Source organism: Amycolatopsis kentuckyensis (assembly GCF_041679295.1).
In the GTDB taxonomy this organism is placed as follows: domain Bacteria; phylum Actinomycetota; class Actinomycetes; order Mycobacteriales; family Pseudonocardiaceae; genus Amycolatopsis; species Amycolatopsis kentuckyensis_A.
This window is the reverse complement of record NZ_JBGDMD010000006.1, coordinates 549,256-562,570: the sequence shown is the minus strand read 5'-3', so window position 1 is coordinate 562,570 and position 13,315 is coordinate 549,256. Positions and strand designations below refer to the sequence as shown.

Here is a 13,315-nt window from a genome sequence, read left to right as displayed (position 1 = left end):
CCGGGTCGTTCCGCGACCGCGTCCTGTGACAGCTTTTCGGGCCGGAACCGCTGTTCGTGACGTGATCGTGACGGCAACATTCCCCCGGATAACGACTGGTGGTCGATCACGAGCCCACGCGTAACAACGGCGGGAGATTTCGCGAGTACGTCGTCGGCACGTCGTGTTCGAGGAACAGGGGAATCCGGGGATGAAACGCCTTCCGAACTGGCTGAAGATCGTCTTGGCCGCTTTCGCCGTCCTGTTCGTCCTGGGCGCGATCTTCGGGAAGGCCCCGGAGCCGAAGCCCGTGGCCGCCACGCCGGCGGCGCCCCCGACGACGTCGACGATCCCGGTGACCAGCACGACTCCGGTGCCCGTCAGCTACACGGTGGCGTCCGTGACGGACGGCGCGACCGTGGTGGTGAAGGGCAGCGACGGCTCCAGCAAGACCGTGCGCGTCCTCGGCGTCACCACGCCGACCAGTACCGGTTGCTATTGGACTGAATCACTCGGCTGGGCGACCACGGCGCTTTCCGGCAAGGCCGTCACGCTCGGCGCGGAAACGGCACACGGCGTCGCCGTGACCTTGGCCGGCGGCCAGGACTACGCGGCTCTCGCGATTCAGGGCGGTTATCTCAAATACGCGACGGACGCCGCGCTGCCTGCGCTCGCGGCCGCCGAGACCGCGGCGAGGCAGGCCACCAGCGGGCTGTGGGGGCCGCCGTGCAACGGGACCATCGACGCACCGGCACCGGCACCGACGCCGACACCCACGCCTACGCCGGCCCCGCCGGTCACCAAGGCGCCTCCGGTGGCCCCGCCGGTGGAGACCACCGAGCACGCCCCCGAACCCGATTCCTCCGTGTACTACAAGAACTGCGCCGAGGCGAGGGCCGCGCATGCCGCGCCGATGCACGTCGGCGAACCCGGCTACCGGAAGGCGCTGGACCGCGACGGTGACGGCACGGCCTGCGACCGGTGATCTAACCTGGGTCGATGACCACCGCCGACGACCTGCTCGGCAGGCTCGCCGCCCTCGACCGGGAGGGCCTGGCCAAAGTCCTCGCCCACCGGCCCGACGTGCTGCACGAACCGTGGCCGCGGCGGCTCGACGTCGTCGCGGCGCGGCTCGCCTCGGCGGAGTCCCTCGACGAAGCCCTGCTCGGGCTTTCCCAGCCCCAGATCGAGGTCTTGAGCGCCGTCCAGTTGTGCCACGCGCTCGGGCTCCGGCCGACGCCGGTCGCGGAAGTCGAAAAGCTTCTCGGCGCCGAGGTCAAGTCCTTTTTGGACGATCTCGCCGACCGCATGCTCCTGTGGCGCGACGACGACCGCGTCACGCTGCCGGATTTCCTGCGCCGCGGCGGCTTCCAGGCCGAAGGGCTCGGTCAGCCGGTCGCGGACCTGCTGGCGGAGCTGAGCCGCGGCCGCAGGGCGCGGCTGTCGCAGGCCCTCGGGCTGCCGGAAGGCCTGAAGGAGCTCGTCCACTTCTACCGCGACGGCGACCGCGTGCGCGAACTGTTCCGCACCGCCCCCGAGCCGACCCGGAAACTGTTGCAGGACATGGCCGACGGCGTTCCCGAGGCCGAGGGGGTGCTGCCGTTCCACACCGAAGAGGGCTGGGCGTTCGAGCACGGTTTCCTCATCAGCACCTACTACGGCAGCGCGGCCATGCCGATCGAGGTGTCGCTCGCGCTGCGCGGCCCGGACCACCAGCTGCCGTTCACGCCCGAGGAACCCGGCCACTCCACCACGCAGGTCGGAGCCGAATCGGCCGAGGCGACGTCGTCGGCCGCCGCGCTCCGGTTGCTCGACCGCGTGTCGGCCGTTCTCGACCTCGCCGCCGCGGAGCCGTTCCCGCTGCTCAAGGACGGCACGATCGGTGCGCGGCTCGTCAAGAAGGTCGCCAAGGAGACCGGCGCGACGCCCGCGGAGATCGAGCTGGCCATCGACCTCGCGGCACAGACCGGGCTGCTGCTGGCCGACGAACCGCCGACACCGCGCCGCGGTCAGAAGGCGGCGCCGCCGACGCTCGCCCCGGACCCCGACCTCGTCCGGCCCGCGCCGGCGTTGCTCTACCGCCTGCTGCTGACGACGTGGTGGGACCCGGCGCCGCCGGACCTCGGGATCGACGTCGGCGCGCTGGTGCGGCGGCTGGTCGTCCGGCTGCTCGCGCGGCTCGAACCCGGCACCGCCGTCGTCGACGGCCTGACCGGCCTCGCCGAATGGCACGCGCCGATGCTGCCGACCGAGGACTTCGCCGGGCACGTCGCGGACGCGCTCGAGGCGGCCGAGCTGCTCGGCGTCGTCGCGCACGGCGCTGTCACCGCGGTGGGCCGCGCGCTGCTCGACGGGCACGGGCTCGTCGAAGTCACCGACGGGCTGGTCGCCCGCGCCCGGACGACGGCGCTGTTCGGCACCGACCTCACCGCGATCGTGCCCGGCTCGCCGGACGCGCGGCTCGCCGCGGCGCTCGACCGCGTCGCCGATCGCGAGGCCCAGGGCACCGCGACCAGCTGGCGGTTCTCCCCCGCGACCGTCCGGCGGGCGTTCGACCAGGGCGCGACCGCCGGCGAACTGCTCGACGAGCTGCGCGCGCTCGCCGCGGGCGAACTGCCGCAACCGCTGGTGTACCTGGTCAACGACGTCGCGCGGCGCCACGGTGAGGCACAGGTCCTCGACGTCGCGAGCGTCGTCGTCGGCGAACCCGCCGTGCTGGCCGAGCTCGCCGCGCACCGCAAGCTCGCGAAACTCGGCCTGCGCGCGGTGGCGCCGACCGTGTTGACGTCCACTGTGGACGCTGCCGGCACGCTCGACGCCTTGCGTGAAGCCGGTTACTCGCCGACCCACCACGCCGCCGACGGCAGCATCGTGCTGCCCGCCCGCGAGCCCGCATCGCCGACGGTCACCTTCCGCGACCCCGAGCCGGACGACGGGCCGCCCGACCCGCGCGCGCACGCCGAGCGGTTGCTCGCGGCGCCGTCGAGCGGCCCGAGCCTGCTGCGCGGGCAGCTCGCGCGAGCGATGAGCGACCGCTACGCGGGTCGGCTGACGCCCAAGCAGCAACAGCTCTGCTGGCAGCTCGAAGCCGGCATCCCGGCGGACATCGTCTACCAGGAGGACAGCGGTCCCGCGCAGTTGGTGATCGCGTACCCGGAACTCGACGGCGACGTCCTGGACGTCTGGTCGCTCGGCGACCACGCGTACCGGCGGCTCGAGCTGGCGAAGATCGACCTCGGCTAGGCCTCGACACCGGTGAGCCGCGCGTAGGCCACGACGTTGTCGAGGTAGTTGCCGCTCGACCGGTCGAACTCGCCGCCGCAGGTGATGAGCCGCAGCTCGGGCTCGGCGGTGTCGCCGTAGACCTGGTCGGTCGGGAACTCCGCCTTGGCGTAGCGGTCGACGCGGTAGACGGTGAAGACCGCGGTCCGGCCGTCGGACCGCCCGACCCTCGCCTGCTCGCCGGGCTTCAGCTCCTTGAGCCGGGAGAAGGCGCCGGGCACGTGCTTGTAGTCGACGTGCGCCGCCAGCACCGCCGGGCCGACCTCGCCGGGCGAAGGCGCGCCGGTGAACCAGCCGACCGTCGTGGCGTCGCCCGGGACCTCGAGCTCACCCTGCGAGGTCAGCCCGAGGTCCTTGATCGCGTCCGCGCGCACGCCGATCGCCGGGATGCTCAAGGAGGCCGGTTTCGCCGCCGGGAGCCCGCCACCGGACGGCGTGGCGGTGGTCGACGGCGCGACCTCGACGGGTACGGGGGACGGTGGGGCGACCTGCTCCGGCGCGTGCGGCGAGAACGCGAGGACGAGGGCCACCACCAGAACCGACCCGAGCGCGGCGACGACCGCCGTGACCGCCGGCCACAGCCGCGGGTGCCTCAATTCGCGCGCCGGCGCAGGTGGAACACCATGCCACCGGACGCCGCCGCGGCGAGCAGCGCGCCACTCAGCACGAGGAACCCGGGGGCGCCTTCCTCCGGCTCGCCGCCACCGGTGGCCACACCGCCGACCGGCTTCACCTTGACCTGGCCGACCGTCGTCGATTTCTTGGCCGGGGTGGTTTTCGGCGCCGAGTGGGTCTTCGTCGTGGTCGACGACGGCTGTTCGGGTGTCGTCGTGTTCTGCTGCGGTCGGTGCGGCAGGGATTCGCACGCGATTCCGTCGTGATCGGAATCGAGGTTGTTCGGGTCGCCCTGCGTCGCGTCGAGCACCGCTTGTGCCTCTTCCTGGTACTGGAAGTTCTTGCAGTCCAGGTCGGCCGCGAGCGGCGTCGCGAGCTGCGCCGAGGCGAGGGAGACGGGACCGAGGAGAGCGAGCCCGGCGACGGCCGCGGCCGTCGTCAGGGCACGACGAAACAAGGACACCGGAAGGTCCTTTCAGGAAGAATCGGGGTGATTGCGTGGTTACTATCGCGCCGCCCGCGGCCCTGTTACGGACTATTCCGGAATTTCGGAAACGTCAGCGCTCCACCGGGAACCGGCGGTCTGGTGATTCTTCGCCATTCGCCGCTGACCTGCGGAATCAGCGCCGAGAATGCGTGGCTCCGGAAATGTTACGAGATCCGCGGTCACACTTTGGGCGTAATCGCCCGGTGTGTAGCCTGGGGATATGCCGATCCAGGTACTGCTCGTCGACGACCACGAAGTGGTCCGCCGCGGGCTTCGCGACCTCCTCGGCGACGAGCCCGACATCGAGGTCGTCGCCGAGGCGAGCAGCGTCGAAGAGGCGCTGGCGGTGGCGATGCACGTCGAGCCGGAGGTCGCGGTGGTCGACGTCCGCCTCGGCGACGGCGACGGCATCACGCTCTGCCGCGAGCTGCGGTCCAAGCCGAGCCCGCCGGCGTGCCTGATGCTGACGGCGTTCGACGACGAAGAGGCGATGGTCGGCGCGATCATGGCCGGCGCCGCGGGTTACCTGCTGAAGCAGGTGCGCGGGCAGGACGTGGTGAACGCGGTGCGCGAGGTCGCGGCCGGGCGGTCGCTGCTGGACCCGGTGAGCACCGCGCGGGTGCTCGACAAGATGCGGCACCCGCCGACGGACGAGCTGGCGACGCTGACCGAGCGCGAGCGGGATGTCCTGGAGCTGATCGGCCAGGGCCTGTCGAACCGCGAGATCGCCGAGCGGCTGTTCCTCGCCGAGAAGACGGTCAAGAACTACGTCACGTCGGTGCTGGCGAAGCTCGGCATGCAGCGCCGGACGCAGGCCGCCGCTTGGATCGCGCGCCGGGAAAAGTAACCCCGCGCGACGGTCGCGTCCGCAAGCCGCCGTTCGCTGCGTCCTTTTCAGCCGTCGTCACCGTCCGCCACGCCGATCGGCGGGTTTGACCTGCCGTTTTCACTCGAATGTGAGTCGAATGGGTGTTCGATTTCCCGGTACGATCTTCGGTGAGGGCGATGAAGGGAGGCTGGATGACCCGAGAAGGTTAGATCGCGGTCAGTCAAGTGGTTCAGTCGAGTGGGAGGTCGAACGCGACGAGCGTGCCGAGACTGGGTGAGGAGTTCAGGAAGAACTTGCCGCCCGCGGCGTCCGCGCGTTCGGCGAGATGACGCAGGCCACGGGTGGCGACGCCTTGGGGGACGCCGGAACCGTTGTCCCGGACACGGAGTTTCACGCCGTCGGAGTCCCTGGCCAAGGTCACGCGGGTTTCGCTCGCGCCGGAGTGTCTGACCACATTGGACAGTGCTTCGCGTAGGGCGGCCCGGATGTGGTCGGCGCGTTCCGCGGGGATGTCGGCGAATTCGCCGGACAGCTCCAGGGTCGGCGGGTACCCGAGCAGCTCGCCGGCGATGCGGACCTCGCCGCGCGCCGACTCGGCGAGGTCGGTGGGCGTGCCGGTGTCGTGGCGAGGCTCCGGTGACCGCAGCGCGCGCACGGTGCCGCGGATCTCCTCGATGGTCTGGTCGAGCTGGTCGATGGCGTCGGAGAGCCGCGCGCCGTCGGCCTGGGCGAACCGCTTGCGCATGTTGCGCCGAACCCGGTCGAGCTGCATGCCCGCGCCGTAGAGCCGCTGGACGATGACGTCGTGGAGTTCGCGCGCGATCCGTTCCCGCTCTTCGTACAGGGCGACGCGGTGCCGAGCGTTGGCACCTTCGGCGAGCGCGAGCACGACGCCGGCCTGCGCGGCGAAGGCGACGAGCATCTCGACGGTCCCGGCGGAGAACGGCTCGCGCCCCCGCTTGCGGTAGACGGTGAGCGCGCCGAGCACGCGTCCCCCGGACCCGAACGGCGCGGCGGCGAAGGCCCCGTAGCCGTGGAGTTCGGCGGGCACGAAGGGCGCGGTCCGCGGATCGACGGTGAAGTCGTCGCTCGCGACGGGCTCCCCGCCACGCGCGACGCGTCCGGCGGCGGAATCGGCCGGGAGCGAGAGCCCGCGCAACGACTCTCCGTTGCCGTCGTCGGGTGCGGGTTCGTCGGCGCCGGCGTAGTGCGCGGCCTCGACGACGACGCGCCCGTCGTCGGCGCTGACCATGGCCAGGCCGAGATCGGCATCGGCGAGCTCGGCCGCCCGGGCGACGACGGTGTCGAGCACCGCGCCCGGGTCGTCGCCGGACAGGGCGGTGCTCGTGATCTCGGTGGCGGCGGACAGCGCCCGCGCGGCAAGCGTCGGATCCATGAGTTCCGTCATTATCGCGCGCCGCTGCGGCGGCGCGCTGGGGGATTCGATCACGACACGGGCACCCGGGTGACAACGTGGCCGTCGCGAACCTCGAGCACGAGGTCAGCACCATCGGCCTCCTCGGCGCGGTGGGTGACGTGCACAACGGTCCGCCCGGCAAGCGCCTCCCGCAGGTGCGCACGCACGGCGTGCGCGGTCGGCTCGTCGAGGTGCGAGGTGGGCTCATCGAGGAGCACAAGCCCCGCTTCAGGCGCCCCAAGCAACGCCCGAGCGAGGGCGACGCGTTGCGCCTGCCCCCCGGAGAGCCCACTGCCACCGCTGCCCAGCAAAGTAGCGAGATCAACATCCCCGACGGCCGCCAGGCGCAAGGCTTCACGCAGCTCGTCGTCGGACGCGGTCGGCTGCGCGAGCCGAAGGTTTTCAGCGACCGTGGTGGCGGCGAGCATCGGCTCTTGAGGAGCCCAGGCAACTCGCCCGGGGACATCGATCAGCCCACGCCGAGGAGCGAGAAAGCCGAGCAGAGCGGCAACAAGGGTGGACTTCCCAGCCCCACTGGGCCCAACAACGGCGGCATAGGTCCCCGGTGCGAGGTCGAGGTCGACATCGCGAAGAACGGCGGGCCCACCAGGCCACCCAAGCTCAGCCCTACGCAGCACGACACGGCCACCGGTGTCGTCCGCTCCCTCGCGACGCAAGCCGACTGCCTGGTGCGGTGGCAAGTGGTGCTCGAAGCCATCCCCCTCGCGCGCGCCGGTGCTGCACCCGACCTCAACCGCGGACCGCGCGCCACCGCGTCCAGCCTCAACCAAGGGCCGCACGCGGTCCTCCACCTCACTTCGCGCGCCGCCGCGCCCGGCCTCAACCAGCCCCGGGTAACTGGCCTCGATCGCGCTCGGCACGCCTTGCCGCAAGATTTCGGCGCCGTCGGGGCCAACCTCGGCCACATCCAGCGCGCCGCGCTGCCCGATGCCTCGTCCGTTTCGGCGGCCAACCTTGGCCACCGCGCTGGGCCGGCGGTCCGCCGCCTCAACCCGCGCGCCACTGGGCCCGACCTCGGCCGAGCCGCGCAGGCCGTCCTCGTCCGGTGCGTCGGCCAACCGGTGGCGGGCTCGCTGCAGCGTGTCCCAGTGCTGGGCCACCGCCGGCAGCAGTGCGAGCACCTCCGCCAACGCCAACGGCACCAAAGCCAGCAGCGGCGCCAGCACCGGATCCAGACCACCCGCCGCCACTGCGCGCGCCGCGAAGGCCGTGCTGATCACCGCGCCCACGCCGCACGCCAGCGTCACCAGTGCCTCTGCCGCGCCCGCGCCGAATGCCTGGCGGCGGGCCTCGGCCACCAACCGCGTGTCCGCGTCCGACAACGCCCGGCGGTGTTCGCGATCCCTGCCGAACGCCAGCAACTCGGCCGCCGCCTCGAACAGCACCAGCACCCGCGACGCCACCTCGCGGCGACCGTCCGCCAGTGCCGAGGTCGCCCGGCGCTCCACCCGCAACGCCACCCACGGCGCGCACAACCCCACCGCCACCGCCACCAGCAACGTCAGCCCGGCCGCGGGCAACACCCACGTCTGCACGGCGATCGCCCCCACCGCGACCAGCGCCACCACCAACGGCGGCGACACCACCCGCGGCAGCAGATCGCGCACGGTGTCGACGTCGGCCACCAAGCGCCGCTGTCCCTCGCCCGCTCGCAACCCGCGCGCCGGGCCCAAACGCACCAGCGAATTCCACAACCGGACCCGGAGACGCCCGGCGATGCGGAACGCCGCGTCGTGCGTGACCAGCCGTTCCACGTACCTCAGCGTCGCGCGGCCCAACCCGAACGCGCGGACGCCGACCACCGCGACCGTCAACGTCAGGATCGGCGGCTGCTGCGACGCCTTCGCGATCAGCCACCCCGACGTCGCCGTCAGCGCCACTCCGGCCAGCAGCGCCGCCGCGCCCAGCGCCGCGCCGGCGAAGAGCCGTCCGTCGAGCAGTGCGCGCCATGACAACGGCGCGCCCGGAGCGTCCACTGTGGACGAAGGCGTGACAACCGGGGCGTCGGGCGCCAGGTCGACCGCCGCCGTGCGCTCGTGGGCCGCGATGATCGCCGCGGCGCCGTTGTCGACCGCGCGTTGGACCGCCGCCAGCACCAGGCGCGCGTTGGCCTCGTCGAGGTGGGCCGTCGGCTCGTCGAGCAGGAGCAGCCACGCGCCGTCGCGGACGCGGTGCAGCGCTCGGGCCACCGCGACGCGCTGACGCTGTCCCAGCGAAAGCTGCGTCACCGGGCGGTCCGCGAACCCCGCGAGGCCGAGTTCGGCGAGGAAGTCGTCGCCGCCCAGTTCCTCCCGGACCGTGCCGCCCGCGAACACCGGCGACTGCGGCACCCACGCGACCTGCTCGCGCCAGCGCGCGAGGTCAGCGTCGGCCAAGTTCGTCGCGCCGACCGTGATGGCGCCGTCGTCAGCCGGGACGAAGCCGAGGAGCGCCGAAAGCGTCGTGGACTTTCCGCCGCCGCTCGGGGCGCGCAACCAGACCGTCTCGCCGGGGCGGACCGTGAACGTCTCGCCGTCAGGCGCGAATCCGCCACGCCGAGAAACGCGGAGGGAGGACACGCGCACCTCATCGCGCGACACTACCTCGGTGCCGGCGGCAGGTGCTGGAATGGCCAGCAGATCGGCGACGCGCCGGACCGCTTCGACGCCGTCCTCGCTGGCGTGGAACGCGGCGCCGACCGCGCGCAGCGGCTGGTAGCACTCGGGCGCCAGGATCAGCACGCCCAGGCCGATGGCCAGCGGCAGGCTCCCGCCGACGAGCCGGACGCCGATCACCACCGCGACCAGCGCGACCGACAGTGTCGCGATCAGTTCCAGCACGAACGCCGAGGAAAACGCGACCTTCAGCGTCTTGAGCGTCGCGCGGCGGTGGCGTTCGGACAGCTGCCGGACGGTCTCGCGCTGCGCGGTCGCGCGCCGGAACGCCGTCAGCACCGGCAGCACGCGCACGAGTTCCAGCAGCCGTTCGGACATCCGGTGCGTCGCGTCGGTCGCGCCGGCGACGCGCCCGGCCGTGAACTTGCCGACGAGGATCGCGAACACCGGGAGCAGCGGCACGGTCAGCGCGACGATCATGCCGGACGGCCAGTCGGCGAACAGGATCGCAGCGCCGGCGCCGAGCGGTACGACCGCCGCCGTCACCAGCGCGGGCAGGTACTCGCGGAAGTACGCGTCGAGCGCGTCGAGGCCGCGGGTGGTCAACGCCGTCAGCTCGCCGTGGCCGCGACGGGCGATCCACTCGGGGCCGAGGCGCAGCGCGTGGTCGACGGCTCGCGCGCGCAACTCGCGTTGGGCGGTCGCGGCCGCGCGGGCGGAGACCGTGCGCACCGCCCAGCCGGTCAGCGCGCGCGTCGCGACGAGGGCGAGCAGCGCGGCCAGCTGGGCGGTGCGTCCCCCGGAACCTGCTCCGACGATCGCCGCGAGGACGTCGGCGAGCAGGAATGCCTGGGCCACCAGCGCGGCGGCGTGGAGGAAGGACAGGAACCCGACCAGGGCCAGCGCCCGGCGCACGGCCGGCACGAGAGCCGGCAGTGCGCCGAGCGGGCCCTTTCCCGGCCGCGCCGAGTCCACTGTGGACTCCGAGGCGGGAAGAGGAGCGCGTCCGGGAAGTTCGGTCATGGCGCGTGGACCGCCGGGATGTGCTGGGTGCCGATGCGCTTGCGGAACACCCAGTACGTCCAGCCTTGGTAGACCAGCACGGCGGGGGCGCCGAAGACGGCCACCCAGGTCATGACGGTCAGCGTGTACGGGCTCGACGCGGTGCCTTCGACAGTGAGGGTGTTGGCGGCGTCGAGCGTCGACGGCAGGACGTTCGGGAAGAGCGCGCCGAACAGCGTGACGGCGGCCCCGGCGATGACGACGGCGAGCGCGGCGAAGGCCTGCCCGTCGCGGTCGGCGCGCAGCCGCAGCCAGGCGATGACCGCGGCGAGAGCACTGATCCCGAACGAGAGCAGTGTCCACAACGTGCCTTCGCGCCACTGGACGACCGAGAGGAACGCGACGATCGGCACCATCGCGGCCGGCAGGGCCGTCACCGCGAGGCTCTTCGCACGTTCCCGCAGTTCCCCGCTGGTTTTGAGGGTGAGGAACGCGGCGCCGTGAGCGAGGGAGAAGGCGGCGATCGCGACGGCGCCGAGCAGGGTGTCCCACCGGAAGGCGGCGAACGCGGACCCGACGCGGTTGCCGTCGGCGTCGAGGGGCAGGCCGAGGACGGTGGTGGCGATGATGAGCCCGACGCCCAGCGGCGCGACCCAGGAGCCGGTCATGATCACGCGGTCCCAGGTGCGGCGCCAGCGTTCGGAGTCGACCTTGCCGCGGTACTCGAAGGCGACACCGCGGCCGATGAGCGCGAGCAGCACGATGAGGAGCGGCAGGTAGGCGGCCGAAAAGAGCCCGGCGTACCAACCGGGGAAGGCGGCGAACATGGCGCCGCCGGCGACGATGAGCCAGACCTCGTTGCCGTCCCAGACGGGCCCGATGGTGTTGACCATGACCCGGCGCTCGGTGTTGTCCTTGGCGAGGACGGGCAGCAGCATGCCGACGCCGAAGTCGAAGCCTTCGAGGAAGAGGTAGCCGAGCCAGAAGAAGGCGATGACGACGAACCAGACTGTTTCGAGGGTCATCGGATCCCGCCTTTCGCGTGGTCGCCGCGAGTTATCCACACCCGGGCGAGTTGTCCACAGATTTGCTGTGGGTAACCCGCGAGAGTGACCAAGCCGATACGCTGGGTTCGGGGACGCCCCCCGGGAAGGGCGGGGGCTGCGCTGGGGAAGTCTGGGGCTGCTGCATAACCGCCGGTGACCGGGTCGCCGGACGTCGTGAATGACTCATTCAGGGCTTGGGCGGTCCTGAATGACTCATTCCGGACGTCTGCGGAGCGCGCGACTTTGCCTGCGCCCTGCCCGGGAGCGGTGGGGGCTTGGCAAAGCCCGTGCGGTGCGATCCGACCCCCGCTGCCGCAAGGACCAAAAGGTCGCAAATGCCTCATTTGGGACGTTGAATGAGTCCTTCGCGGCATCGCCGCGGCCTTCGGGCGGACGCCGGTGAGCGCCGTTCCGGCTCGATCGGCTGCCGGATGCGAGCTGAAGACGCTCTGAGCAGAGACCGTGCTGAGCACGCCTGACGGAACCCGGCCGGGAACGGCGAGGGCTGCTGCACAGCCGCTGAGCTGAAAGTTTGTCATCTCGGCTCCCTCAGTACGCGAAGGCGAGCGTGTCGCCCTCGGCCTCGTCGGAGTCCTTCTTCTCCGGGGGCATCACCGCTTCGACGCCGCCGCGGATGTACTTGCGCATCAGGTACAGCTCCACCACTCCCAGCGCCGCGTACACCGTGGTCAGCGCGATCAGGGACGTCCAGACCTCACCGGTCGTCAGCCGGGACACCGCCTGGGCCGTGAACATCCACACCCCGTCGACGCCGCTCGGGTTGGGGGCCACCACGAATGGCTGACGGCCCATCTCCGTGAAGATCCAGCCCGCGCTGTTGCCCAGGAACGGCGTTGCGATGCCGCCCAACACCAGTAGCGGGAACCAACGGCCGGACGGGATGCGATCGCGGCGGGTCAGCCACAGCGCGAGGAGGCCGATGCCCGCCGACACCGCGCCGAAGCCGATCATCATGCGGAAGCCCCAGTACGTCACCGGGAGGTTGGGCACGTAGTCGATCGGCTTGCCCGCCAGCGAACCCAGGGCCGGGTCGTCGGGGTAGTTCGTGCCGTACTTCGCCTGGTACTCCGTGATCAGGTCCTCGACGCCCTTCACTTCGGTCTTGAAGTCGTTGTGCGCCAAGAAGGACAGCAGCGCCGGGACGTTGAACGTCTTGACGTCCTCGCAGTTCGACCCCGCGACGTCGCCGATCGCGATGATCGAGAAGCTCGCCGGCTTTTCCGTGTGGCACAGCGCTTCCGCCGACGCCATCTTCATCGGCTGCTGCTCGAACATCAGCTTGCCCTGCGTGTCGCCGGTGATTGCGAGGACCGCGAAGGCTGCGATGCCGACCCAGCCACCGAGGCGCAGCGACGAGCGCCAGACGTCCTGGTTCGAGCGACGCCGCCACAGGTGCCAGCCCGCGACGCCCACCAGGAACGCCGCCGCCACCGAGAACGCGCCTGCCAGCGTGTGCGGGATCGCGGCCAGCGCCGTGTTGTTCGTCAGCACCGCCCAGATCGAGTTCATCGTCGGCTTGCCGTTCTCGAACGTCACGCCGACCGGGTGCTGCATCCACGAGTTCGCCGCCAGGATGAAGTACGCCGACGCCATCGTGGCCAGCGAAAACGCCCAGGCGCACGCCAGGTGGACCTTCTTCGGCAGCCGGTCCCAGCCGAAGATCCACAGGCCGAGGAAGGTCGACTCGACGAAGAACGCGACGAGCCCTTCCATCGCGAGCGGCGCGCCGAAGACGTCGCCGACGAAGCGCGAGTACGCGCTCCAGTTCATCCCGAACTGGAACTCCTGCACGATGCCGGTCACGACGCCCATCGCGAAGTTGACCAGCAGCAGCTTGCCCCAGAACTTCGTCATCTTCAGGTGCCGCGGATCGCCGGTGCGGACCCACTGGGTCTGCATCGCCGCGACCAGGATCGACAGCCCGATGGTCAGCGGGACCATCAGGAAGTGGTAGACGGTGGTGATGCCGAACTGCCACCGCGCTAGCTCAAGGACCTCCACGTGGTCCAGCGTGCTCCGGGG

At 71.5% G+C, this 13,315-nt stretch carries 9 protein-coding genes; 3 read left to right on the top strand and 6 right to left on the bottom strand.

Annotated features, from left to right (window positions below; all coding sequences use genetic code 11):
- Positions 1 to 190: 190 nt before the first annotated feature.
- Positions 191 to 964, top strand: coding sequence for an excalibur calcium-binding domain-containing protein (locus tag ACERZO_RS27845; RefSeq protein WP_372667707.1), 774 nt, complete (start codon positions 191 to 193; stop codon positions 962 to 964).
- A 14-nt stretch (positions 965 to 978) separates the two neighbouring features.
- The gene (locus ACERZO_RS27840) at positions 979 to 3,222 is read left to right on the top strand and encodes a helicase-associated domain-containing protein (protein ID WP_372667706.1); all 2,244 of its coding nucleotides are present in this window, start codon (positions 979 to 981) and stop codon (positions 3,220 to 3,222) included.
- Here ACERZO_RS27840 and ACERZO_RS27835 read toward each other — a convergent pair.
- Together ACERZO_RS27835 and ACERZO_RS27830 are read right to left on the bottom strand one after the other, a co-directional pair.
- Positions 3,219 to 3,857: a class F sortase gene (locus tag ACERZO_RS27835; RefSeq protein WP_372667705.1), complete on the bottom strand. Its 639-nt coding sequence runs from the start codon at positions 3,855 to 3,857 to the stop codon at positions 3,219 to 3,221. The two genes, ACERZO_RS27840 and ACERZO_RS27835, sit on opposite strands and share 4 nt — an antisense overlap.
- Positions 3,854 to 4,339, bottom strand: a complete 486-nt coding sequence (locus ACERZO_RS27830; RefSeq protein ID WP_372667704.1) for an excalibur calcium-binding domain-containing protein — start codon at positions 4,337 to 4,339, stop codon at positions 3,854 to 3,856. Before ACERZO_RS27830 ends, ACERZO_RS27835 begins: the two co-directional genes overlap by 4 nt.
- Before the next feature lie 244 nt (positions 4,340 to 4,583).
- Between ACERZO_RS27830 and ACERZO_RS27825 the strand changes: the two genes are divergently transcribed.
- The gene (locus tag ACERZO_RS27825) at positions 4,584 to 5,210 is read left to right on the top strand and encodes a response regulator (protein WP_372667703.1); all 627 of its coding nucleotides are present in this window, start codon (positions 4,584 to 4,586) and stop codon (positions 5,208 to 5,210) included.
- Positions 5,211 to 5,421: 211 nt separating this feature from the next.
- Here ACERZO_RS27825 and ACERZO_RS27820 read toward each other — a convergent pair whose 3' ends face one another.
- From ACERZO_RS27820 to ACERZO_RS27805, 4 genes are all read right to left on the bottom strand, one after another.
- On the bottom strand, positions 5,422 to 6,588 hold the full coding sequence (locus tag ACERZO_RS27820) for a GAF domain-containing sensor histidine kinase (RefSeq protein WP_372667702.1): 1,167 nt from the start codon (positions 6,586 to 6,588) through the stop codon (positions 5,422 to 5,424).
- 50 nt (positions 6,589 to 6,638) lie between these two features.
- Positions 6,639 to 10,247, bottom strand: coding sequence for an ATP-binding cassette domain-containing protein (locus tag ACERZO_RS27815; RefSeq protein WP_372667701.1), 3,609 nt, complete (start codon positions 10,245 to 10,247; stop codon positions 6,639 to 6,641).
- The gene (cydB, locus tag ACERZO_RS27810; protein WP_372667700.1) at positions 10,244 to 11,251 is read right to left on the bottom strand and encodes a cytochrome d ubiquinol oxidase subunit II; all 1,008 of its coding nucleotides are present in this window, start codon (positions 11,249 to 11,251) and stop codon (positions 10,244 to 10,246) included. Before cydB ends, ACERZO_RS27815 begins: the two co-directional genes overlap by 4 nt.
- A 570-nt stretch (positions 11,252 to 11,821) precedes the next feature.
- Positions 11,822 to 13,294: a cytochrome ubiquinol oxidase subunit I gene (locus ACERZO_RS27805; protein ID WP_372667699.1), complete on the bottom strand. Its 1,473-nt coding sequence runs from the start codon at positions 13,292 to 13,294 to the stop codon at positions 11,822 to 11,824.
- Between the last annotated feature and the right edge of the window lie 21 nt (positions 13,295 to 13,315).

What these genes read in the sequence shown, in the direction of transcription:
- ACERZO_RS27820 (WP_372667702.1), bottom strand. Translation starts at nt 6,588, where the DNA reads ATGGATCCGACGCTTGCCGCGCGGGCGCTGTCCGCCGCCACCGAGATC.
- ACERZO_RS27815 (WP_372667701.1), bottom strand. Translation starts at nt 10,247, where the DNA reads ATGACCGAACTTCCCGGACGCGCTCCTCTTCCCGCCTCGGAGTCCACA.
- ACERZO_RS27825 (WP_372667703.1), top strand. Translation starts at nt 4,584, where the DNA reads ATGCCGATCCAGGTACTGCTCGTCGACGACCACGAAGTGGTCCGCCGC.
- ACERZO_RS27845 (WP_372667707.1), top strand. Translation starts at nt 191, where the DNA reads ATGAAACGCCTTCCGAACTGGCTGAAGATCGTCTTGGCCGCTTTCGCC.
- cydB (WP_372667700.1), bottom strand. Translation starts at nt 11,251, where the DNA reads ATGACCCTCGAAACAGTCTGGTTCGTCGTCATCGCCTTCTTCTGGCTC.
- ACERZO_RS27840 (WP_372667706.1), top strand. Translation starts at nt 979, where the DNA reads ATGACCACCGCCGACGACCTGCTCGGCAGGCTCGCCGCCCTCGACCGG.